This window comes from Bacillus alkalicellulosilyticus, assembly GCF_002019795.1.
Taxonomy (GTDB): Bacteria; Bacillota; Bacilli; order Bacillales; family Bacillaceae_F; genus Bacillus_AO; species Bacillus_AO alkalicellulosilyticum.
The window spans coordinates 554,206-577,767 of sequence record NZ_KV917381.1; the positions used below are offsets into that span (position 1 = coordinate 554,206).

Annotated in this window: 21 protein-coding genes; 18 read left to right on the forward strand and 3 right to left on the reverse strand. The window is 38.0% G+C overall.

Features of this window, described 5'->3' with window-relative positions; translation table 11 throughout:
• Positions 1-12: 12 nt before the first annotated feature.
• The 7 genes from BK585_RS02830 (at position 13) to BK585_RS02860 (ending at position 6,741) form a co-directional block, all read left to right on the forward strand.
• Positions 13-1,083, forward strand: a complete 1,071-nt coding sequence (locus BK585_RS02830) for an iron-siderophore ABC transporter substrate-binding protein (RefSeq protein ID WP_078551658.1) — start codon at positions 13-15, stop codon at positions 1,081-1,083.
• Between the two features lies 1 nt (position 1,084).
• The gene (locus BK585_RS02835; RefSeq protein ID WP_078551659.1) at positions 1,085-2,119 is read left to right on the forward strand and encodes a FecCD family ABC transporter permease; all 1,035 of its coding nucleotides are present in this window, start codon (positions 1,085-1,087) and stop codon (positions 2,117-2,119) included.
• Positions 2,119-3,147, forward strand: a complete 1,029-nt coding sequence (locus BK585_RS02840) for a FecCD family ABC transporter permease (protein ID WP_419095557.1) — start codon at positions 2,119-2,121, stop codon at positions 3,145-3,147. Before BK585_RS02835 ends, BK585_RS02840 begins: the two co-directional genes overlap by 1 nt.
• On the forward strand, positions 3,147-3,986 hold the full coding sequence (locus BK585_RS02845; protein WP_078551663.1) for an ABC transporter ATP-binding protein: 840 nt from the start codon (positions 3,147-3,149) through the stop codon (positions 3,984-3,986). The genes BK585_RS02840 and BK585_RS02845 overlap by 1 nt, the downstream gene beginning before the upstream one ends.
• A gap of 329 nt (positions 3,987-4,315) precedes the next feature.
• Entirely contained in the window at positions 4,316-4,912 is a 597-nt protein-coding gene (locus BK585_RS02850; RefSeq protein ID WP_078551665.1) for an MSMEG_1061 family FMN-dependent PPOX-type flavoprotein, read from the forward strand.
• Between the two features lie 74 nt (positions 4,913-4,986).
• Complete coding sequence (locus BK585_RS02855; RefSeq protein ID WP_078551667.1) at positions 4,987-5,664, forward strand: DUF5680 domain-containing protein; 678 nt, start codon at positions 4,987-4,989, stop codon at positions 5,662-5,664.
• 69 nt (positions 5,665-5,733) lie between these two features.
• Positions 5,734-6,741 (forward strand): phosphotransferase, encoded by a 1,008-nt coding sequence (locus tag BK585_RS02860; RefSeq protein ID WP_170885456.1) that lies wholly within the window; start codon positions 5,734-5,736, stop codon positions 6,739-6,741.
• 105 nt (positions 6,742-6,846) lie between these two features.
• On the opposite strand, the gene BK585_RS02865 is transcribed toward BK585_RS02860, so the two are convergent.
• A complete protein-coding gene (locus BK585_RS02865; RefSeq protein ID WP_078551671.1) occupies positions 6,847-7,512 on the reverse strand; it encodes a hypothetical protein in 666 nt (221 codons plus the stop codon).
• 355 nt (positions 7,513-7,867) lie between these two features.
• Between BK585_RS02865 and BK585_RS02870 the strand changes: the two genes are divergently transcribed.
• The 11 genes from BK585_RS02870 to BK585_RS02920 all read left to right on the forward strand — a co-directional run bounded on the left by BK585_RS02870 (position 7,868) and on the right by BK585_RS02920 (position 21,307).
• Positions 7,868-8,875, forward strand: coding sequence for a substrate-binding domain-containing protein (locus BK585_RS02870; protein ID WP_078551673.1), 1,008 nt, complete (start codon positions 7,868-7,870; stop codon positions 8,873-8,875).
• Positions 8,876-8,887: 12 nt separating this feature from the next.
• Positions 8,888-10,678, forward strand: coding sequence for a cache domain-containing sensor histidine kinase (locus BK585_RS02875; protein WP_078551675.1), 1,791 nt, complete (start codon positions 8,888-8,890; stop codon positions 10,676-10,678).
• Positions 10,679-10,704: 26 nt separating this feature from the next.
• Positions 10,705-11,922: a response regulator transcription factor gene (locus BK585_RS02880; RefSeq protein ID WP_078551677.1), complete on the forward strand. Its 1,218-nt coding sequence runs from the start codon at positions 10,705-10,707 to the stop codon at positions 11,920-11,922.
• A gap of 506 nt (positions 11,923-12,428) precedes the next feature.
• Positions 12,429-13,511: a multiple monosaccharide ABC transporter substrate-binding protein gene (gene chvE, locus BK585_RS02885; RefSeq protein ID WP_170885457.1), complete on the forward strand. Its 1,083-nt coding sequence runs from the start codon at positions 12,429-12,431 to the stop codon at positions 13,509-13,511.
• A gap of 107 nt (positions 13,512-13,618) precedes the next feature.
• The gene (gene mmsA, locus BK585_RS02890) at positions 13,619-15,175 is read left to right on the forward strand and encodes a multiple monosaccharide ABC transporter ATP-binding protein (protein ID WP_078551679.1); all 1,557 of its coding nucleotides are present in this window, start codon (positions 13,619-13,621) and stop codon (positions 15,173-15,175) included.
• Entirely contained in the window at positions 15,153-16,319 is a 1,167-nt protein-coding gene (gene mmsB / locus BK585_RS02895) for a multiple monosaccharide ABC transporter permease (protein WP_078551681.1), read from the forward strand. The genes mmsA and mmsB overlap by 23 nt, the downstream gene beginning before the upstream one ends.
• Before the next feature lie 499 nt (positions 16,320-16,818).
• Entirely contained in the window at positions 16,819-17,451 is a 633-nt protein-coding gene (locus BK585_RS02900; protein ID WP_078551683.1) for a glycoside hydrolase family 11 protein, read from the forward strand.
• 375 nt (positions 17,452-17,826) lie between these two features.
• A complete protein-coding gene (locus tag BK585_RS02905) occupies positions 17,827-18,681 on the forward strand; it encodes a formylglycine-generating enzyme family protein (RefSeq protein ID WP_078551684.1) in 855 nt (284 codons plus the stop codon).
• Between the two features lie 265 nt (positions 18,682-18,946).
• Positions 18,947-19,510 (forward strand): VanZ family protein, encoded by a 564-nt coding sequence (locus BK585_RS02910; protein WP_078551686.1) that lies wholly within the window; start codon positions 18,947-18,949, stop codon positions 19,508-19,510.
• 17 nt (positions 19,511-19,527) lie between these two features.
• Complete coding sequence (locus tag BK585_RS02915; protein WP_078551688.1) at positions 19,528-20,214, forward strand: response regulator transcription factor; 687 nt, start codon at positions 19,528-19,530, stop codon at positions 20,212-20,214.
• Positions 20,204-21,307 carry a sensor histidine kinase gene (locus BK585_RS02920; protein WP_078551690.1) on the forward strand — a complete coding sequence of 368 codons (1,104 nt, stop codon included), beginning with the start codon at positions 20,204-20,206 and terminating at the stop codon, positions 21,305-21,307. The genes BK585_RS02915 and BK585_RS02920 overlap by 11 nt, the downstream gene beginning before the upstream one ends.
• A gap of 79 nt (positions 21,308-21,386) precedes the next feature.
• On the opposite strand, the gene ahpF is transcribed toward BK585_RS02920, so the two are convergent.
• A complete protein-coding gene (ahpF, locus tag BK585_RS02925) occupies positions 21,387-22,916 on the reverse strand; it encodes an alkyl hydroperoxide reductase subunit F (RefSeq protein WP_078551692.1) in 1,530 nt (509 codons plus the stop codon).
• A gap of 12 nt (positions 22,917-22,928) precedes the next feature.
• Entirely contained in the window at positions 22,929-23,492 is a 564-nt protein-coding gene (ahpC, locus tag BK585_RS02930; RefSeq protein ID WP_078551694.1) for an alkyl hydroperoxide reductase subunit C, read from the reverse strand.
• Positions 23,493-23,562: the final 70 nt, after the last annotated feature.

Genomic DNA, 23,562 nt, shown 5'->3' on the forward strand with positions numbered 1-23,562 from the left:
GGTTACACAAAAATGAATACAAAACGAAAATTCTCATTACTTACTACACTAGTAATCTCACTACTGATGTTGGCATTAGTTGGTTGCTCAGGTCAGCAATCAAGTTCTGAGCCAGCTTCGACGGAAGAACCTGCAACAACAGAAGTTGCTGATACAGAGGCAACTCCAGCTCAATATCCAATTGTGATTGAACATGCCTTTGGGGAAACAGTCATTGAAAAAAAGCCTGAGCGCGTGGTTACGATTTCATGGGCGAACCATGACGTTGTTCTTGCTCTTGATGTTGTCCCTGTTGGTTTTTCAGCTGCTAACTTTGGTGTTCAAGATGACAGTGGTATGTTACCTTGGACAGCTGAAAAGGTAAAAGAACTTGGTGAAGAAAATCCAAACATCTTTCAAGACACTGATGGTTTAGATTTTGAAGCGATTGCTGATGCAAATCCAGATGTCATCTTAGCTGCATATTCAGGAATTACTCAAGAAGATTATGATACGTTAAGTCAAATTGCACCAGTTGTTGCTTATGAAAAAGGCCCTTGGGTTACGTCATGGCGCGACCAAATTAAGTTCAACTCTAAGGGTATGGGCATGGAAGAAGAAGGATTACAACTTATTGCTGAAACAGAAAAGTTAATCCAAGATAAAGCTAATGAACATGCTGAAATCAAAGGTAAAAAAGCTACATTTGCGATGATTACTGCTACGGATTTATCTAAGTTTTATGTGTACACACCTGCAGACCCTCGTGGAGAGTTTCTTGGTGAAATCGGTATGGAATACCCTGAAAGTGTATTGAGCCACATTGCGAACCCAACAGATTTTTATATCGAGCTAAGTGCTGAAAATGCGGATGCTCTTCAAGATGTAGAAGTGTTAATCACGTATGGAGATGAAGAAACGTTAACAGCATTACAAGCGGATCCGATTCTTGGAAAAGTACCAGCGATTGAAAGAGGATCTGTTGTAGTGATTGGAAATAACACACCACTTGCAGCAGCTGGGAATCCAAACCCACTTTCTATTAAGTATTCAATTGACGAATATTTACAACTGATTTCAGAAGCTGCGAGCAAGCTTAACTAAAATGAGTCAAATTTCCGTTTCAGAAAATAAGCAGTTACTACTACCGAAGCATTTTATAAAGGTACTGATCCTTCTGGTCCTTTTACTCGGTATTTGTATCGTCGCGTCTCTTATCTTTGGGTCTCGTACAATAGGTTGGACTGAACTGATGAATGGTTTGTTCCATCCTGATGTACAATCTCATGAAGCAAATGTTGTTCGCCAACGAATAGCAAGAACTGTATTTTGTTTAATGTGTGGTGCTGCATTAGGAATTTCTGGTGCTCTTATGCAATCTGTAACTCGAAATCCAATTGCAGATCCTAGTATTCTAGGAGTTAACACGGGAGCAGCCCTCTTTGTAGTGTGTGGCATTTCCTTCTTAAATATTAGCAGTGCTAATCAATATATCTGGCTTGCACTTGTGGGAGCAATGATAACTGCCATTTTTGTATTCGGAATTGGGTCTATGGGGAGTGGCGGTGCCACGCCCCTCAAACTCGTTTTAGCGGGTGCAGCGACAAGTGCAGCCTTATCATCTTTAGTTATTGCGGTTATGATTCCGCGTACGAATGTGATGGACCAGTTTCGATATTGGCAGGTTGGTAGTGTAGGAGCAGGGAACTGGAGCTCAATTTCTACGTTTGTTCCTTTTCTTATTGCGGGAATCTTGGTCGCATTATTTACAGCACCAGCCCTTAATGCAATAGCATTGGGTGATGAAGTAGCTACAGGTTTAGGCGTACAGACTGGTACGCTTCGTCTTATTGCTGCTTTTGCTGGTGTTGTCTTATGTGGTGCGACAACAGCATTAGCTGGTCCGATTGGATTTATCGGATTGTTGGCTACCCATATCATCCGATTGATGATAGGTCCTGATTTACGGTATGTTATTCCGATGTCTGCCTTATCGGGTGCGATTATTTTAATGTTATCTGATATCATCGGTAGACTTTTAGGAAGTCCCGGGGAACTAGAGGTTGGTATTGTGACGGCCTTTATTGGGGCACCGATTTTAATTTTACTAACGATGAAAGCGAAAATGCGTGCGTTATGATGAATGATACGATTACTCAAATTAAACGAGGTAGAATAAAGAGACGTCGTCGTTTTGTCGTTGTAACATCGATACTGGCGATCATTGCCTTTGCCCTTTGTTGTACGATGTTAATGCTAGGAAACACGATATACCCCGTTCTCGATGTTGTCCGTGTACTTATGGGTGAGGATGTGGATGGAGCCTCTTTTGCCGTTGGTGCGATACGTTTTCCAAGAATGGTTGCTGGTGTATTTGCCGGATTTGCTTTCGGAGTTGGCGGTTATATCTTTCAGACGATGCTAAGAAATCCTTTAGCTAATCCAAATGTTATCGGAATCACAGCTGGGTCAAGTGCAGCAGCAGTGTTTTGTATTATTGTTCTCCAAGCTAGTAATACGGTGGTTTCGATTGCCTCTGTTTTTGGTGGACTTGTTACAGTAATCATTATTTTTCTATTATCAAGAGGAACATCTTTCTCAATTGGCAGACTTATTTTAATCGGAATTGGAATTCAAGCAATGCTAGACGCTGTGATTACCTATCTATTACTAATTGGCCAGCAACATGATATTCCGTCTGCGATGAGATGGTTAAGTGGTAGCTTAAATGGCGCTAAAATGGAGAATTTATATCCTCTTATTGTAACTGTTCTTATCTTCGCACCTATCCTTATTGCCCTTGGGAAACGATTAGATATGCTAGAACTAGGTGAGCAAGCTGCTACGTCACTTGGGATCAATACCGATAAGACTAGACTTGCTTTAATTGTTAGTTCAGTTCTCATCATTGCGTTAGCTACCGCAGCTACTGGTCCAATTGCGTTTGTCGCATTTCTTTCAGGACCTATTGCCAAAAGACTTGTTGGTGTTGGTTTTTCTAGTATCGTTCCAGCCGGTCTTGTTGGAATCATTTTAGTGTTAGGCGCGGATCTTATTGGACAATTTGCTTTTACAGCTAGATATCCTGTAGGAGTGATTACAGGTATTCTTGGAGCACCTTATTTGCTTTACTTGCTAATCCGACTCAATCGAAAGGGTGATTTATAATGAAACCAACGCATTTTTTTCAAGCGGAAAAAATCACTGCTGGCTACGATAATAAAACAATATTGCATGATGTCAGTATTTCCATTCCAAGTCATCAAATTAGTATTATTATTGGAGCGAATGGTTGCGGGAAATCAACTCTACTAAAAACGATGGCTCGGTTGATTAAGCCAACCTCTGGACAAGTGATATTAGACGGAAAACCAATTAGTAAAGTACCATCAAAGCAACTGGCTCGTCTGATTGGACTATTACCTCAATCGCCTATTGTGCCTGAGGGGATTACCGTTGCAGATTTAGTTGGTCGCGGCAGATATCCACACCAAACGTTTTTAAAAGGGTGGACGAAACAAGATTATGAAGCGGTTGCTGAGGCGATGGATATTATGAACATTACTGAATTTGCTGACCGGAACATCGATGAGCTTTCAGGTGGGCAAAGACAGCGAGTTTGGATTGCGATGGCACTTGCACAACAAACCGACATCTTGTTTCTTGATGAACCAACAACCTACTTAGATATTACTTATCAAATTGAGATTCTTGATTTGCTTACAGATCTGAATCGAAAACGAGGGACAACGATTGTGATGGTTCTTCATGATATCAATTTATCCGCTCGTTATGCTGATCATATTTTTGCCCTTCATAAAGGAAAGCTTGTGACAGAAGGTGAGCCAGAAAAGGTCATTACAAATCAATTGATTGAAGATATTTTTGGTCTCCATTGTACGGTTGTAAAAGACCCTGTGTCGGGCTCTCCTTCTGTCGTACCGATTGGACGACATCATAACAATATGACAATGTATTCAGAGCGTAGCCTTGTATCTACTGTATGATAAAATGTACTTAGAGCACTGGAAAAGTTAACAGGATAAGGGCATTGGAAAAGTTCGGTTTTAAACTTTTACAGTGCCCTTTATGCAATGTGCGTAACCGTTGCATTTTTTAAAAGCCTGCTACGAGTGGGTTTCTCGTAGCAGGCGGGCAACTGGTGGAGCCATTGAAACCATAATCAAAGGCATTGGAAAAGTTGGTTTGTACTTTTTCAGTGCTCTAATTAGTTTTGTGGCATATTTGAAGATAAGAAAGTATAAAAATAAGTTGATTCATTTCAAGAAGGATCGGTAAAATGATAGTCAAATAATAATAGAAAAGAGTTGATGTTATGAGTGTTATAAATTTTTCAGAAGATGCAATTACTTCCGAGGAGGAGCTTAGAGAACTCATTGGATTCCCTCATGAGCATGTTGTCAAAAAGAGTGTTTCGATTATAGATGACAATTGTAAAAGATTTATATCGATGTCCCCACTTATTTTTCTAGCGACATCAAGTACAGAAGGGACGTGTGATGTGTCACCCCGAGGTGATAATCCAAGCTCTATTAAAATACTAAATGAGCATCAATTGGTTATTCCTGACCGTCCGGGAAACCGACGTCTTGATTCTATTATGAATATCGTTTCTAATCCTCACGTTGGTCTTATCTTTCTTATCCCAGGATTAGATGAAGTTCTACGTGTGAACGGACGAGCAACGATCATAAAAAATGGTGATATTTTAAAGGAAATGAGTTTAAGAGGAAAACCACCACTACTTGGGATTGGAGTAGATGTTGAGGAGTGCTTTATCCATTGCCCTCGGGCTTTAAAAGAAGCAAAGGTGTGGGATTCATCGACCTGGCTGCCAAAAAGTGAACTGCCTTCCATGAAAGACATATTTCTTAACCATTTAAAAATTAATGGTGTAAAAGAGCAACTATAAGTTGTCAAAAATGTTAGCTTTAATTGGTAGTCATAAGTATCCTTGCTTAGTATAGTTGAGCTGAGGTGATAGAGATGAAATTCCAAGAAAAATTACATGTTTTACGAAAAGAAAAGGGTCTATCGCAAGAGCAGTTAGCAGAGAAAATAGGGGTTTCAAGACAAGCCGTTGCAAAATGGGAAACGGGGCACTCCTATCCTACTGTTGAAAAATTAATTGAACTCAGTTCTTTGTTTAACATAAGTATTGATAGCATGGTCAAAGAGGACGAAGCTTGCAGCAAGAATGATAGAGAATCAACTGAGTATATCTTTACTGAAGAAGTTATTGATTTTCTATGCAGAGCAAAAAAGACTACATATGCTGGGGAAGGAGCAGAAGCTACATCATCCAGACCAAGCTCTCATGACCTCCACTATGCCGAAGAGGATTTTTTGTATATTGATACGTATTTAGGCGGAGAAAAATTTGCTGGAGAAGAAGCGCTCTGGGTTGGATCTACACCAATGTGGTCAATGAACTATATGGGTAGAATACTAGGAGAGTCATTTTCCGGTGATTTTTTGAAAGAAGCGTTATTCTTAGTTCCTAAACAATTTCCGTACCGAGGACCATTGGTGTACGAAAACGGGGAATATAAGTATCATTGCGTGGTTCATGGAGAATTCAAGTGGTTTAACGGCTATGAAGAGATTTTCTATAAAAACGAAAAGGTATATGAATGTGTCTTCCATGGCGGTTGTATTAAGTAGTTAGTTTAAAATATTTGCCTGAATTATGGTATGGTTAACAAGATACTGTATGTAGGGAGAAGTTTAATAATGACTAGAATAGATGAATTTACGTACCTTATTGATTACTTTTTTCAGGAAAAGATACCGGTGAATGTCTATGAAGGAAAAAGTGGCTATAACAATCTGACTCGCTACCTTGAAAGAGATGGCGAAACATATATCCTTCGTATATATGAAACTCATCAGGACGAGACAAAGGTAGCGCTTGAACATGAAGTTCTTTTGAAATTAAATGAAATCCCTGATTTGCCGTTTGCTGTTCCTGCGCCAGTTTGTCGGGATAACATGTCCTTTACTCGATTACCATCTAACAAAATTGGTTGTGTGTATCATTATATTGAAGGGGATAACCCAGTTTTACATACAGCTGATGTTCTGTTTTCTTTTGGACAAAGTACAGCGATTCTTTTACAAGCCCTTGAAAAGATAAAGCTGACACAGCCTCTTATCTATCGACCGTACTATGAAATAGAACATACACATCCGAATTGTCCGATAGAAAAAGTAGAAGCGTGGTGCAACAATCCTCCAGACATTTTTACTCAATATAAAAAGGAGCTTGCATGGATTTCTTCACAGTTGGTTCAGTTCAAGCAGGATTTGCCCAATATAAAACATCTTCCTCATCAAATCATTCATGGGGATTTAAACGGATCGAATGTATTGGTGGATTCTAATCAAAAGATAAATGCCATTTTAGACTTTGAATTTACGACCAGGGACCTTCGAGTCATGGAAGTTGCGGTTTGTATAGCTGACATCATTTCTGAAGAAACAAATGAAGATGAATATCTAGAAAGGGTGAGTCATTTTGTTTCAGGATTTAAAAATACAATGAAGCTCACGAAGGCAGAATTGGAAGCACTACCTTTGTTAATTCAACTACGGAGATTAGACGTATTTCTTCACTTCTTAGGAAGGTACGAAGACAAACTCGATGATGCCTCAGTACTTGAAGAACAAATCAGTAAGGTTGCAGCTTATGAAGACTGGTTGCCGAGAAGGGCAGCGAATATCTTTAAATTGTGGATATAAACATATCATTGAATCGAGAAACGAAGGAGCAGAAGGTTTTCATACATAATGGAAATAAAAAACAAGGACTGAATCACCAGTCCTTGTTTTTTGTTACTCTATTTATTAAATATCATGAATGACAGGGAGAATTCGATACTCCCAATTCGTTCTGCACTCGTACAGTTTGTAAAACCATTCTTCTGATTCTGTGTCTTTCTCCATGTAGTTGCATTGTTGCGAGGCATTATTGAAAACATCCTGAACATCATCTTCAGATGGGGTGTAGTAGCTCATATCCGGAGTCACACTAATCCATCTCTGGTCTTGTTCTTCATCATAGCTTGATTTTAAATCATAAATTTGAATTCCCTGAGGGACATACTTTACTATTCGGATTTGACTTTCATTGTCATTTCCTTTTTCTCCCGCTACTGCGATAAAGTTCTCGAGTAAATCAATATTCGTAAGCGTATCGTCTTTTAGAACAATATCCGATTCTTCTGGAGTAAAGTCTGTGATAGGATCTTCTTCACCCTTTTCTGTTAATAATTCTTTTTCTAGTAAACTAATGAATTCCTCGAGGAAATTTTCATCATAATCTTCGAACAGCTTTTCAATATCTTCTTCAGAGTAATCTTCTCCCATTGCCGCTAAAATTTCTGCGTAGCGTTCCTTAGTAGAAGGGGCATCTCCAGTCGTGTTGGTTCCAGTACCACAACCAAAAAGGAACAGTGTTACTGCAATAAAACTAAGATAAAGCGATTTTTTGATTAGTATAATATCAAGCAATTTTTCTCATCCTCATTCCATCAATACTTTTCTACTATATTTTAACATAAATGTTCAATGATTCTACTTTTTTATTCGGGGGGTGCCAGGCACCACCCGAAATGGTATGATTTAACTATAAGAAAGGACCGCCCGCGGTTTTTATTAAAAGAGAAAGTAAAAAAATTTAGATGCTCATAGATGTCTTTTAAGCTAAATCAGGTAGGGCGATGGCTTCGCTCACTGCACGATATTAATAAGAAGTACACTTATTAATATACTTTTCAAGAGAGGGCATTGGCTTCGCACATCGCAATTAGTCAAAGACGGCTTTGCCGTTTTTATTACGAAACATTTTTATGAAAGGGGTTTCAAAGTGAAAAAGTTACTAATTGTTTACAGTGTGTTGATTGGCTTGTTTATCCTTTATTTATATAATTCCAACATTATTGAATCTACTTCAAATCATTGGGAGACTCAAGGGCTGCAAGGAGAAATAACTGATAAATATGTGATGGTCACTTTTCAATCAGGGATGGATTATTGGAAAAGTAGTCTTAAAGGTTTTGAGGATGCAGCATCGGCTCTAAATGTGTCAGTAGAATACCGAGGGGCAGCTAATTATGATATTCAAGAGCAAATCATTGTACTTGAGCAAGTTATTGCAAAAAAACCTGCAGGCATTGCTCTTTCAGCCATTGACCCGTATGAATTAACAGATACGATTAACAAAGCTATTCATGCAGGAGTACCTGTCGTCTTATTTGATTCTGGGGCATCTGAAAGTAAAGCATACTCTTTTTTAGGAACAAATAATTATAATGCAGGAGTTACTGCCGCTCATGAAATGGCCAATCTAGTAAATGAAGAGGGTGAGGTTGCGGTAATTACTCTTCCCAACCAATTAAACCATCAAGAGAGAACCCAAGGCTTTAAAGAAACTATTCATAATACGTATCCCAAAATGACCATTGTTGCGATTGAGGATGGAAAAGGGGACAGACTCAATTCTAAAGATGTAACACATGAATTAGTAGAAGAATATCCAAATCTAGCAGGTATATTTGCGACAGAAGCAAATGGTGGGGTGGGAGTAGGAGAAGCGGTACGTTTAGATAAAAAAGTAGGCGAAGTACAGATCATAGGGTTTGATACAGATAAAGGAACACTAGATATGGTAGATGAAGGAATCATTTCAGCTACGCTAGCTCAAGGAACTTGGAATATGGGATACTGGTCGTTACTCTTTTTGTTTCACTTACAAAATGACCTAACAGAACCTCAAATCCTACCAACAAGAGATAGTGCACCATTGCCTGTATATGTTGATACTGGGGTTACTCTCGTTACAAAAGAAAACGTAGATTTTTACTTTGCAGATTAGGGTGGAGACATCATGTTAAAGAAATTTTTAGAAATTAATGATTTCCCGATTCGGTATAAGTTGGTCATTCATTTTCTTTTAATTAGTATTCTTCCCTCCATTTTGCTAGGTATATTAATAGGATGGGCTGTAGATAAAACACTAGAACAGCAGATGAATGATAATACATTACAGCTTATTGACAAGGTGAATAGTTCGGTTGAATCACATATACAAAATGTTCAAAATATGACTTATATTATTTCAGTTAATGCTAAAATACAAGATTTTTTTAATGGGCACCTTACTCTTGAAAATATTGAACCAGACGAACAATATGAAATAACAAGGTTTTTGCAAAATTTCACCACGCTCTACCCAGAAATTGCTGGAATACTTATCGTAAATAAAGAGGGGGAATATCTAAGTAATGAAATGTATACGAGGTCCTCTGTTTCTCTTACGAATGAAACATGGTATCGCCAGGCAGTTGCTCATCAAGGAATAGCTAACATTATCGGAAATCCTCAAGGAAGGAAAATAGCTTCCCATGTAAACTATACGGAGGATGAAGTGATATCAATTGTTAGAGCAATCATTGATCCAGTAACGAAAGAAGAAAAAGGTGTTGTGTTAATTGATTTAAAGCTGAGAGTCATTGTGGAGATCTTAAAGGATGTTAGATTAGGAAAAACAGGCTATTTAATGGTCATTGATGATAAAGGAGACGAAATATATTCACCTTCACACTCTGTTTTAGAAGATGTATCATTTGCTTCGAAATTAGATGCGAATTATGGAACGTTTGCCGATACTGTAAATGAAAGTGACTTCCAATTTATCTATCGAAAGTCTCCTTTCACAGATTGGACGACAGTAGGCGTTTTTTCCACAGAGGATTCAGTAGCCGAAGTGAAACTAATTCAATTTTATGTGATAAGTTTTGTGTTTTTTGTTTGTTTCGTTGGAATTACAGCTTCCTATTTTTTATCTCATACGATTTCAAGACCTATTAATCAACTTATGAAAGCCATGCAAAAAGCTGAATCAGGTGATTTATCGAGCAGATACAAAGGGGAAGGGAATGATGAGGTTAGTAGATTGGGTCGTGGTTTTAATAAAATGCTTACGCAAATTAATAAGCTAATTACCCTGACAGAACAGCAAGAAAAGAAAAAACGTGAAGCTGAGTTCCACAGTCTTCAAGCAAATATTAAACCACATTTTTTATATAATACATTAGATACAATTCAGTGGATGGCGCATAAAAAGAATGCGACAGATATCGCAGATGTAGTCAATTCATTATCGAAATTATTTCGAATAGGATTGAGTAAAGGTGGTACGATTATTTCATTAATTGATGAAATCGAACATATTAAAAGCTACCTGCAAATTCAATCTGTGCGATATCAAAATAAATTAAACTATTCCCTCGATATATCGCCTACTATTCAAAACGTTTCTATTTTAAAAATTGTATTACAACCAATCGTAGAAAATGCGATATATCATGGAATAAAAGAACGCCGGGGTCCAGGTTTGATTACGATCGAAGCAAAGAAACAAAACGATAGGCTAGTGATTACAATAGGTGATAATGGAAAAGGAATGTCGGAAGAAAAACTAGAACAATTAAGGAAGAATCTATCCACTTTCCTAATAGATGATGAGAATCATGACAAGTTGACAACAGGGTATGGTGTTGTGAATGTACATGCTCGATTAAAGTTAACCTTTGGTGAAGAATATGGGGTAACCATTGATAGTGAATTAGATAAAGGTACTATCGTTACGATTTATCATCCAATTATTGAAGGATAAGAGGAAAAGGAAATGGGGGTCAGGATATGCAACGTTGGAGAGTGTTAATTGCAGACGATGAAATGATAATTAGAGAAGGGATAAGAGATGCCGTTGAATGGGAATCGTTACAACTTGAAATTGTTGCAGAAGCTGAGGATGGAGAAGAAGCGTTAGAGTTAGCCATAAAAAATAATGTACACATCATTCTTGCTGACTTAAACATGCCTATTATGAATGGGATGACCTTAATTAAAAATATTAATGAGCAATTACCTGAGTGCAAAATAATAATTATTACTGGTCATGACGAATTTTCCTATGCTCAAGAAGCCATTCGTTTAGGCGTCGTAGATTATATTTTGAAGCCTGTGAACCATACTGAATTGTATAAAGTGTTAGGAAATGTTCGAAATGAATTAGAAATGAAAGAAAAGGAAAAGTTACATTTTACAATGACGTCGAACCAAATCAATAAGAATATTCCGATCTTACGTGAACGTTTTTTTATAGATTGGATGGAAGGTCATATGGAAGAAGGGGATGTGATAGAGCATCTGGAGTTTTTACAGTTGCCGCCGTCTTCTCCAAAAATAGTTGGCATTATTCGATGGCCTGAAATGCAAACAACTCAGCCTTTAATGACAGAACGTGAACGTCAGCACATTCTGTCTTCTATCGAAAAGATCGTAAATGATTCGCTTCTACAATTGAAAAAAGTGGTATTTAGAGACCATACGGGATTAATCGTTATTGCATTATGGGAAGATGCAGAGGATGAATTATTTACTAAAATGGAAAAAACAATTCAAGACTATTTACAAATCATTACGATTCAGTATTTTGAAAAAGTTACTAGTCTGATAACCGATATATCTCACGTATATAAAAGCTGTAAGTCTAAAGTGTATACAAAGGCAGAAGTTTCGAATTTAGTCCGAAGAGCAGAACAGTACATGAATGAACACTACCATGATAAAGATTTGAGCTTAGATATGATTGCAGAAACGTTACAAGTATCATCCGTTTATTTAAGTAGAATGATTAAACAGGATTTAGAAATTTCCTTTGTTACTCTGTTAACTAAAATAAGGATGAAAAAAGCCATCCAGTTATTAAACACAACGAATTTAACGATAAATGAAATATCAGAAAAAGTTGGCTATGATACTCAACATTACTTCAGCACCGCATTTAAAAAAGTAATGGGAGTTTCTCCAATTCAGTATCGTAAGGGAGAAGCTTTTGCTAATAAAATTGAATAATAGAATGAATGCTTGCATGACAAATGGAACGAACGTACCTCGTTTCATTTGTCTTTTTTTAGTACGTAAAAAATATTGCTAGCTCGTAGATGTTTGTAAGCTAGTTCAGGAAGGGCGATGGCTTCGCTCACTGCTCGTGCTTCAATAAGAAGAACGCTTATTGAAACACTTTTCCAAAGAGGGTAGTGACTTCGAGCATCGCAATTAATCAAAGACGGCTTTGCCGTTTTTCTTAACATATCAGAAAGTATAAAAATGCCCAAGATGACTCAGGGAAGAGCAAGGGCTTCGCGCACTGCGCGTGTTTTTACAAGGAAGGCGCTTGTAAAACACTTAAAAAATGGCAGTGGCTATGCTCCTTGCTTATAAAAAAATGGCGACTTTGTCGCTTTTTTTTTTTTATTAAAAAATTATAAAAAATAGCAAGAAATTAAAAAGATTTTGTAAGCGGTTCCATTTACACTTGAACTAGAAACAAAGCAAAAAAATAGTAAGGGGGATAAAAAGTGAAGAAAATTGGATTTGTCTTTTTAACGTTAGCTTTTATGATGGTTCTTGCGGCATGTGGTAGTCAAACGGGTGGAAGCTCAGGTGAGTCGGGAACCGTAGGAATCTCAATGCCAACTCAATCATCTGAAAGATGGATTGCAGATGGAAACAACATGGTCGAGCAATTTGAAGAGCTTGGATACGATACAAACTTACAATATGCAGAAGACATTATTGAAAACCAAATTGACCAAATCGAAAACATGATTACTAGAGGTGTAGACGCACTTGTTATTGCTTCTATTGATGGGGATTCATTAACAGAGGTACTTGAATTAGCAGCCTCAATGGACATCCCTGTTATTTCATACGACCGACTAATTAGAAACTCAGAGCATGTAAGCTACTATGCTACTTTTGACAATTTTCAAGTAGGTGTTTTAAAAGGTGAATATATTGAACAATATTTAGGACTAGCTGAGAACAATGGACCTTTTAACATTGAATTGTTTGCAGGGTCTCCAGATGATAATAACGCATACTTCTTCTTTGATGGTGCGATGTCTGTTCTACAACCTTACATTGATAATGGTCAATTAATTGTACAAAGTGGTCAAACAGACTTCCAACAAGTTGCCACGTTAAGATGGGATGGGTCTGCGGCGCAAGAAAGAATGGATAACTTATTAAGTGGTTTCTATACGGACAAAACTCTTGATGCTGTATTGTCACCATACGATGGAATAAGTATTGGAGTTATCTCTTCTTTAAAAGGGGTAGGTTACGGTAGTGCGGAACTTCCAATGCCAGTTGTAACGGGACAAGATGCAGAGCGACCTTCTATTGCATCTATTATCGCTGGTGAACAAACACAAACAATTTTTAAAGATACGAGAGAACTGGCTGGGAAAGCGGTTGAAATGGTAGATGCCGTATTAAAAGGTGAGGAAGCAGAAGTGAATGATACAGAAACCTATGATAACGGAGTGAAAATTGTTCCTTCCTACTTATTAAAACCAACCACAGTTGATATCAACAACTATAAAGAAGTCCTAATAAATAGTGGCTACTATGATGAAGATGAATTTGATGATAAGTAGATGAGTAGTAGCTAGGTTTACCTTTGATTTATATCTTGTTAACGATTTAGTGGTAGGTAACGACTATCGCTAAATCGTTATTTAAATCCAGGAAGTAGGTGAGTGCCATGTCAGACATTATTTTAGAAATGAAAAATATAACCAAAACCTTTCCAGGAGTAAAAGCGTTAGATAAAGTAAATTTCAAAGTGGAGCAAGGGGAAATTCATGCATTAGTAGGGGAAAACGGAGCTGGAAAATCGACTCTCATGAAGGTGTTAAGTGGGGTATATCCTTTTGGAACCTATGAGGGAGATATTTTGTTTGAAGGGCAAGTCTGCCAATTTAAAGATATTAACGAAAGTGAAGAAAATGGAATTGTCATTATTCATCAAGAGTTGGCGTTAATTCCTGAACTATCAATTGCTGAAAATATTTTTTTAGGAAATGAACAAGCGACAAAAGGAATTATCAATTGGAAAAAGACGATAACCGAAGCATCAAAGCTCCTTCGTAAGGTTGGGTTAGCGGATGACCCTAGAACTCTAGCGATGGATATTGGGGTAGGGAAGCAGCAATTGGTAGAAATCGCGAAAGCTTTATCAAAAAAAGTGAAGTTACTCATCTTGGATGAGCCAACAGCAGCTTTAAATGAAGAAGATAGTAAGAACCTTTTACACTTACTACTAGAGTTTAAGAAGCAAGGAATCACATCTATTATGATATCTCATAAATTAAATGAAATTTCGTATGTAGCTGATAACCTCACAGTTATTAGAGATGGACAATCAATTGAAACTCTATCTTTATATAATGGAGAAGTAACCGAAGACCGTATTATAAAAGGGATGGTTGGGCGAGATTTAGAAAACCGCTTTCCTCCAAGAGAACCGAACATAGGTGAAAAGATTTTTGAAGTGAAAAATTGGAATGTGGATCACCCATTACATGCGGAGCGAAAACTTTTAAACGATGTGAATTTTTATCTTCGAAAAGGAGAAATTGTAGGAATTGCTGGACTGATGGGGGCAGGGAGAACGGAATTAGCAATGAGTATTTTCGGGAAGTCTTACGGAAAAAACATTCGCGGACAAATTATCAAAGAAGGCATTGAAATCGAGATGAACAACATTAAGAGTGCAATTGACCATGGGATGGCCTATGTTACGGAAGATAGGAAAACATATGGGTTAATTCTCATTGACGATATCAAAAGAAATATATCTCTTACAAGCTTAGAGAAACTATCAAAACTAAATATAGTTGACCATCATCGTGAAACGGTCGAAGCGGAAGGCTACCGCCAAAAGATGAATATTCGAACACCAAGTATAAATCAAGTAGTGGGAAATTTGAGTGGTGGGAATCAGCAAAAAGTAGTGTTAAGTAAATGGATTATGTCTGAGCCAGATATTTTAATTCTAGATGAGCCTACTCGAGGAATTGATGTAGGCGCAAAATATGAGATTTACGGTGTAATCAATGAATTAGCTGCACAAGGAAAGGCCGTGTTAGTCATTTCCTCAGAGCTCCCAGAAGTACTTGGTTTGTGTGACCGCATTTATGCATTATGTGAAGGAGAAATAACGGGAGAGGTTACTAGAGATAACGCAAATCAAGAAACATTAATGAAGTATATGACAAAAAAAGGAGGAAATGGCCATGAATCTAACCAACATTCTTAAAAATAATATGCGGTCATATGGAATGGTAGTGGCTTTAATTTTTATCGTATTATTATTTAGTATCTTAACAGAAGGAATTTTATTAAGACCATTAAACGTAACAAACCTCATTCTTCAAAATAGTTATATTTTAGTATTAGCTATAGGCATGGTCATGGTAATTATAGCGGGACATATTGATTTGTCAGTGGGTTCGGTTTGCGCCTTCGTTGGAGCGATCGCAGCGATTTTAATGGTTGATATGCAAGTTCCTACTGCATTAGCAGTGTTCCTCTGTTTGCTTTTAGGAGCATTAATTGGCGGGTGGCATGGATTTTTCATAGCGTATATGAAAATGCCATCATTTATCGTGACATTAGCTGGTATGCTCTTATTCAGAGGGTTAACAATGGTAGTGCTAGGAGGTCAATCTAAAGCTCCATTTCCTAGAGAATTCCTTTTAATTAGTTCGGGTTTTATTCCTGACATACCCTATTTAGGGATTACCTCTTTACATGTACTTACGTTAATCATTGGTGTGCTCCTTTCCCTACTAATTATTTTTAGTGAACTAAAAGAGCGACGTTCACAGCTGAAACATAGTTTTAGTGTGTTACCTAAAGGGTTATTTATTGCAAAACTAGTTGCCATGGTAGCTGTAATTAATATTTTTACGTTTGTATTAGCATCATATAGAGGAATTCCTAACATTCTAGTTATCTTATTTGTTTTAATCGTAGTATTCACGTTTATTATGAACAAAACGGTAATAGGCAGACATATTTACGCAACAGGAGGCAATCAGAAAGCCGCTGAATTGTCTGGTGTTAAAACAAAACGGGTAACATTTTGGGTATTTGTAAACATGGGCTTATTGTCCGCAATGGCTGGACTTATCTATACAGCACGTTTAAACGCCGCTACACCAAGGGCTGGGACGATGTTTGAACTTGATGCGATAGCTGCTGCATTTATCGGTGGAGCCTCTATGGCTGGTGGAGTAGGTACCATTATTGGCGCGGTTGTGGGTGGACTTGTCATGGGTGTTATGAACAACGGAATGTCTTTAATCGGAATTAGTATCGATTGGCAACAATCTATTAAAGGATTAGTCCTTCTAGCAGCTGTCGGATTTGACATCTACAACCGCAATAAACTGAAATGAGATTCGGGTGGTTTTCGGGTGGTGCCTGGCACCACCCGAATGACAGTAGGATGGTTTACGAAATGAACTAGCCTAGACATAGTTTGTTATGAATACTTATACATTTTTTGAATTTATGACGAAACTATAAATTGAATATATGAAGTTGGATTTTATCTTTCGACATAGTTCGATTCTATTCGGGCGGTGCCTGGCACCGCCCGAATTTTCTATTTGAGACTTTAGTTTTGTATTAAAATAGTCATATAGTCGTTTGTATCTTTAAAAATTTTACAATGTTCTAAATTTTTAGATAGAGTTGTTTAGTCTTTAGGGGTAGAACTATATTTTTTTAATTGTTTTGAACACGCTTACATTCTATAATCTTCAAATATAGGAGGTGATTACAAGATGTTTCATAAATTTGACACAGGTTAGTATTGACTAGAATTGGTTTTAATTCCCAAGTAGTGTGTAGGTAAGTAGTGCCATAAAAAAATCGATGGAGGTAGAGTACAGTATGAAAAAATTTAGAAAAAAATTGGTGACGGTATTATTTGTAGCTTTAATGGGGGTAAGTACAATTGCAACTTCAGCAAGCGCGAACACGTATTGGCAAAATTGGACCGATGGTGGTGGGACAGTAAATGCTACCAATGGATCTGGCGGTAATTACAGTGTTACATGGAGAGATACTGGGAACTTTGTTGTTGGTAAAGGTTGGGGAACAGGAACTCCAAACAGAGTAATTAATTACAATGCTGGACTTTGGAACCCGCAAGGAAATGCTTATTTGACTCTTTATGGATGGACGAGAAACTCTCTGATTGAGTATTATGTTGTGGATAGCTGGGGTACTTATAGACCTACAGGAACATATAGAGGATCACTAAATAGTGATGGCGGAAGATATGACATTTATACGACGATGAGATATAATCAACCTTCTATTGACGGCACACAAACGTTCCAACAATACTGGAGTGTACGACAATCTAAAAGACCAACAGGAAGCAATGTAAGTATTAACTTTGGAAACCATGTTAACGCTTGGAGAAATGCAGGAATGCATTTAGGAAGTAGCTGGTCTTACCAGGTATTAGCTACAGAGGGATACCAAAGTAGTGGAAGCTCAAACGTAACAGTTTGGTAATCCGTCACTAAGACGTAAGTAACTGACATTCAGATCGGTACTTGATAAAATAAAATAATTGATATTGCATGGCCTGTGGTTTTATAAAACTAGCGGCTTTATCCAGAAAAGATACATACCTACTTACTACTTGAATGAACCTATCTGTCGAGGGAAGGACTTACCCGGGACTGTCTTCAAGCAAAGGGACAATTGTGTGATATACCCTTTAAATAATGGAGACAAAACGGAGTCACTACTTCGAGTTTGAACCGTCAGTTAAATTGCGTTGCGAGAAGCTTCTCGTAACAATTACAGCAATCTGCGACGATACCGGAGGTGAGTGATAGGCCATCATGGCCTATCCTCACCTTATCAGTTTAAAGGAGATATGATATGAGAAAGTTAGTTGTTTTTTTGTTAATGGTCATGACTGTTGTAATCAGCGCTTGCTCGCAAACGAATTCTACAAACAATGATAATAGTAAAGAGAATGATAATTTTATACTAGTTACTGGTGGACCAATTGTGAACACCACCTCCAACTATTATGGAGAAGAAACAATTTCTGATTTTTATATTGGCAAATATGAGGTGACTCAAAAAGAATGGGTAGAGGTTATGGGCGATAACCCATCTTATTTCATTGGAGACAACTTGCCTGTTGAAATGGTAAGCTGGTATGACGCTATTGAGTACAGCAATAAGAGAAGTATAAGTGAAGGGTTAGAACCATATTACAATATTGAAAGCGATAAAGTTGATCCAGATAACATTAGTGAATACGATCCTATTAAATGGATAGTGACTATCAATGAGGATGCCAACGGATACAGATTGCCAACTGAAGCGGAATGGGAGTATGCTGCAAGTGGAGGTCAGTTGAGCGAGAACTTTACATACAGCGGAAGCGATACGGCAGATGACGTATCCTGGTATTGGAGAAACGCTGGAGATGAATATTTAACTGGAGATTGGCACTGGCCTATTTTAGAAGACAATAATAATAAAACAAAGGAAGTTGGGTCCAAAGAAGCCAATGAGTTAGGACTTTTTGATATGTCTGGCAATGTAAGAGAATGGTGCTGGGACTGGTACGAAGATGCAGAAATCCCTAGTGGTTCGTTTCGTGTAGTGAAGGGTGGCGGTTGGATCGGCGATGTAAGCAATAACGAAATCTCTTTTCGTGGTAAATTTGAAGCAAGTGGTTACGGTCCGGATCAAGGATTTCGTTTGGCGAGAAACCGTTAACTATTAATGATGAGTTATATTCAAAAATACTGCCATTGGGTGCATTTGGGACAACCCCTTATTTTGATCGAATAGCCATTTCCTAATCACAGGAGATGGCTTTTTGTTTTTTATCGGGTTTCGGGTGGTGCCTGGCACGCCCCGAACGACCCGAACCACCCGAAAAGTTTAGACATCCTTAAGGACCTCTTTAGAAATTCTTTAGAACTCAACTCTATACTGAGTTTTGTAAGAAGGAAGTTATATTCGTAAGGAGGAACTTATTATGGAAGAGTCAATGTCAATTATGTTTTCGATTGAATCGTGGTATGTGTTAGTCCCTATGTTCATTGGAGGAGTAATCTTGCTAATGAAATGGAGAAAGGAGAAAGAGAGTCCAATATCTTTCCAACAGTATGTCGTAGTTATCTCGTTTGGGATATACTTACTTAGCGTTATTCATCTAGTGTTTTTTCCGATTGATGTGAACATAGGTGATTATGCCAATCAAACTCCATGGTATAAGACGATTAACTTCATACCAGTTTTAACGATTGATGTTTTTACGTTTTTATTAAACATCCTTATGCTTGTGCCTTTTGGGATGTATATTCCTTTTCTAAAATCATCTGTAACTTCTGTTAAAACAGTAGCAAAGTATGGTTTTATGCTAAGTCTTTCCTTTGAAGTTTTACAAATGGTTATTCGAATCACTCTAGGAAGCGGGCGAAGTTCAGATATTAATGACCTACTGGCAAATACTGCAGGTGCCGTGATTGGATTTCTAATTATCAAGGCAATGTTATCTTATAGACCACTTAAACGAATGTTTATACAATTTCAGCTTTAGACAATTGAGGAGGGAAAATAGTGAAGAGCGTTTTAATCGTAGAGGATGACCAACAGATTGCAGAGTTGATTGAACTCTATATCAAGAATGAAGGGTACTCAGTCGCAAAAGCTGAAGATGGAATAGAGGCGTTACGGAAATTAGAGCAGTCGTCTTATGACCTAATTATATTAGATATCATGATGCCAAACATGGATGGACTTCAGTTTTGCAAAGAGGTACGTAAAAACAATCATGTTCCGATTTTAATGGTAAGTGCCAAGGTAGAGGACATGGATAAAATTGTTGGTTTAATGACTGGGGCCGATGATTATTTGAGCAAACCATTTAATCCGCTAGAACTCACTGCTAGGGTTAAGGCATTGCTGAGGAGAACTTCAATGAACCAAATGAGTCAGGACGATGATGTGCTTCAAGTTGGTTCTCTGCAAATTGATAGGCAGAGTCACTCAGTATCTGTAGAGGGACACGTTATAAAATTAACGGCGCGAGAATTTGAGATTTTAGTTCTTCTTGCAAGGCATCGTGGGCGAGTTTTTGCATCGGAAGAGATTTTCGAGAAAGTCTGGAATGAGCCTGGAGATGGGTCTAATCAAACGGTGATGGTTCATATTAGTAACCTCCGTGAAAAGCTTGAAGCGGCGGCACCTGGGGAAACCATCATAAAAACCGTTTGGGGAGTGGGGTATAAAATTGAAAAATAATATCATTCAACTGTTGAGATGGTTGCCAACATGGAAAATTGGAATGTATGTCCTTCTTTCCTTAGGGTTAGGCATGATAACGGCTGTTGTTATACTACCAGCTCTATGGTATCTAGAAGATAACTCTAGATTTTTTGAGAGTTTGTTATTTTTACTTTCGTATTTTCGTTATTTCGTATTACTTGGTTTTTATGGTGTAATGATGCTGTTTTTTATGTTCCTTTTTTATCATTATGAAAGAAAAAAATATCTTATTTCTCATCTAAACAAGATAACGAAGGAAATTCAACTTCTTGCGAGTAGAGAAATGACCTCTGCAAACATCACGGGACATAATGAATTTCAAGAGCTTGCAGACGGAGTGAATAGGCTTGTTATAAAATCTGAAGAAGCTATTCATGAGGTGAAGAAAGTTGAGCAGTTAAAAAATGAACTGATTACTAATGTCGCGCATGACCTTAGGTCACCACTTACGTCCATACTTGGCTACGTCGATTTAATTAACAATGACCACTGCCGTGATGAGGTCGAGCTTCGATATTATGTACAAATTATTCATGACAAAGCAGCAAGTTTACATTCATTAATTAACGATATATTTGAATATACGTATGTGCAAAACCAGCAAGTCATCATTCAGAAACAATCCATTCACATTGAAGAAATAATAAATCAACTCGCTGTTCAATCAAGACTTCAGCTAGAAGAAGCAGGTATGGAATGGCGATTGTACTCCACTGCAACAGACCCTGTGGTGCTTGGGGATGGAGGGAAACTAGCAAGAGTATTCGAGAATCTTATCCAAAATGCAATTCGATATGGCAGTGAAGGAAAATATCTCGATGTAAGATTAAGTGATACAGAAGACAAGGTTACAATTGAAGTTGTGAATTACGGTGATCCGATTCCTAGCATCGACATCCCTCATATATTTGAACGTTTTTACCGAGTTGAAAAATCACGTTCCCACGATACAGGTGGCTCCGGTTTAGGTTTAGCGATTGCAAAAAGTATTATAGACTTACATGGCGGCCACATCGAAGTAAATAGTTCACCAGGAACAACTATTTTTAAAGTAGAGCTTATGAAATAGGGTCGACCACTGGCACCACCGAAATCGAACAAAAAAGTCGCTTTGCTGTACGAATACAGTAAAGCGACTTTTCGTCTATCTAATTACGAATAAGGTAGTCAAAGGCACCTAATGATGCAGTTGCTCCTGATCCCATTGAGATAATGATTTGGTTATATGCGCTATCTGTACAATCTCCAGCAGCAAATAATCCTGGAACGGTTGTAGAACCATGTTTGTCAACAATGATTTCACCGATGCGATTGCGCTCAACAACGCCTTCTAGCCAATCTGTGTTAGGTACTAGACCGATTTGGACAAACACACCTTGTAATTCAACATGTGTTTCTTCTTGTGTATCACGGTCAATATACGTAATTCCGTTTACGCTGTCTGTACCGGTAATTTCTTTGGTTTGTACATTCTTTACAACAGTTACGTTTGGTAAGCTGTGTAAACGGTCTTGAAGAACTTGGTCAGCTTTTAATTCCGGCATGAATTCTAGAACGGTAACGTGTTTTACAATACCAGCAAGATCAATGGCTGCTTCAATACCAGAGTTACCTCCACCGATAACAGCAACGTGTTTTCCTTCAAACAACGGACCGTCACAGTGTGGGCAATAAGCTACACCTTTGTTTTTAAATTCTTGTTCTCCAGGAACGTTTACATTACGCCAACGAGCACCAGTAGAAACAATTACTGTTTTACTTTTAAGAATAGCACCATTTTCAAGCTCAAGCTCAAATAGGTCGTTCTTTTTAATGCCTTTTGCGCGTTGTAAGTTCATGATATCTATGTTGTATTCTTTCACATGCTCTTCAAGACTTGCAGCAAGCTTAGGGCCTTCAGTTTGCTTGACACTAATAAAGTTTTCAATGCTCATCGTGTCAAGAACTTGACCACCAAAACGTTCTGCAACAATACCCGTGCGAATCCCTTTACGAGCAGCATAAATCGCTGCACTAGCTCCAGCAGGACCACCACCAACAACAAGAACATCAAAAGGTTCTTTATTCGAAAGCTCAGATGCATCCGGGCCACTACCTAATTTAGCAAGGATTTCTTCCGTAGTCATACGACCACCACCGAAAAACTCACCATTTAAGTAAACAGCAGGGACCGACATGACGTTATTGCTTTCTACTTCGTCTTTAAACGCTGCACCGTCAATCATTGTGTGAGTAATGCCGGGGTTAAGCACACTCATCATGTTAAGAGCTTGTACCACATCAGGGCAGTTATGGCAGCTTAAGCTGACATACGTTTCAAAATGATACTCCCCTTGAATGCTCTTCACTTGGTCAATTACGCTTTGGTCAACCTTTGGAGGTCTTCCACTAACTTGAAGAAGAGCTAATACTAATGAAGTGAATTCATGTCCTAACGGGATACCGGCAAACGTGACACCCGTATCTTCGCCAACACGATTTACACTAAAACTCGGAGTACGCTTTAATTCAGCTTCGCGAACTGTTATTTTATTGGACATGGAAGCTAGCTCATTGACAAGAGCTAGCGTATCAGTAGATGTTTTATCAGAACCAGCACTTACTCTAAGAAGGACATCGCCTTCCATTAGTTGCAAATACTGTTCCAATTGAGCTTTTATATCTGCTTCAAGTACCATTTATAGCACTCCTTAGATTTTTCCGACTAGGTCAAGACTTGGTTTAAGTGTTTCTCCGCCTTCTTGCCATTTAGCTGGGCAAACTTCACCTGGGTTGTTACGTACATATTGAGCAGCCTTGATTTTGTTTACTAGGATACTTGCGTCACGGCCAATTCCACCAGCGTTGATTTCAACTGTTTGGATGATACCGTCTGGATCGATAACGAATGTACCACGGTCAGCAAGACCAGACTCCTCGTCAAGAACTTCAAAGTTACGAGATACAGTTTGAGAAGGGTCACCGATCATTGCATATGTAATTTTTCCGATTGTTTCTGAGCTGTCATGCCATCCTTTATGAGTGAAGTGAGTGTCTGTAGATACAGAATAAACCTCAACTCCAAGCTCTTGTAATGCAGCATATTCATTTTGAAGATCCTCTAACTCAGTAGGACAAACGAATGTGAAATCAGCTGGGTAAAAGCAGAATACGCTCCATTGGCCTTTTAGGCTTTCGTTTGTTACATCAATGAATTCACCGTTCTTAAAAGCTTTTGCACTAAATGGTTTTACTTCAGTTCCGATTAAAGACATAGTATATTTTCCTCCTAATATGTGGTGTATCATTATTATAGACAAAAAAATTATCTACAATAACTATTAT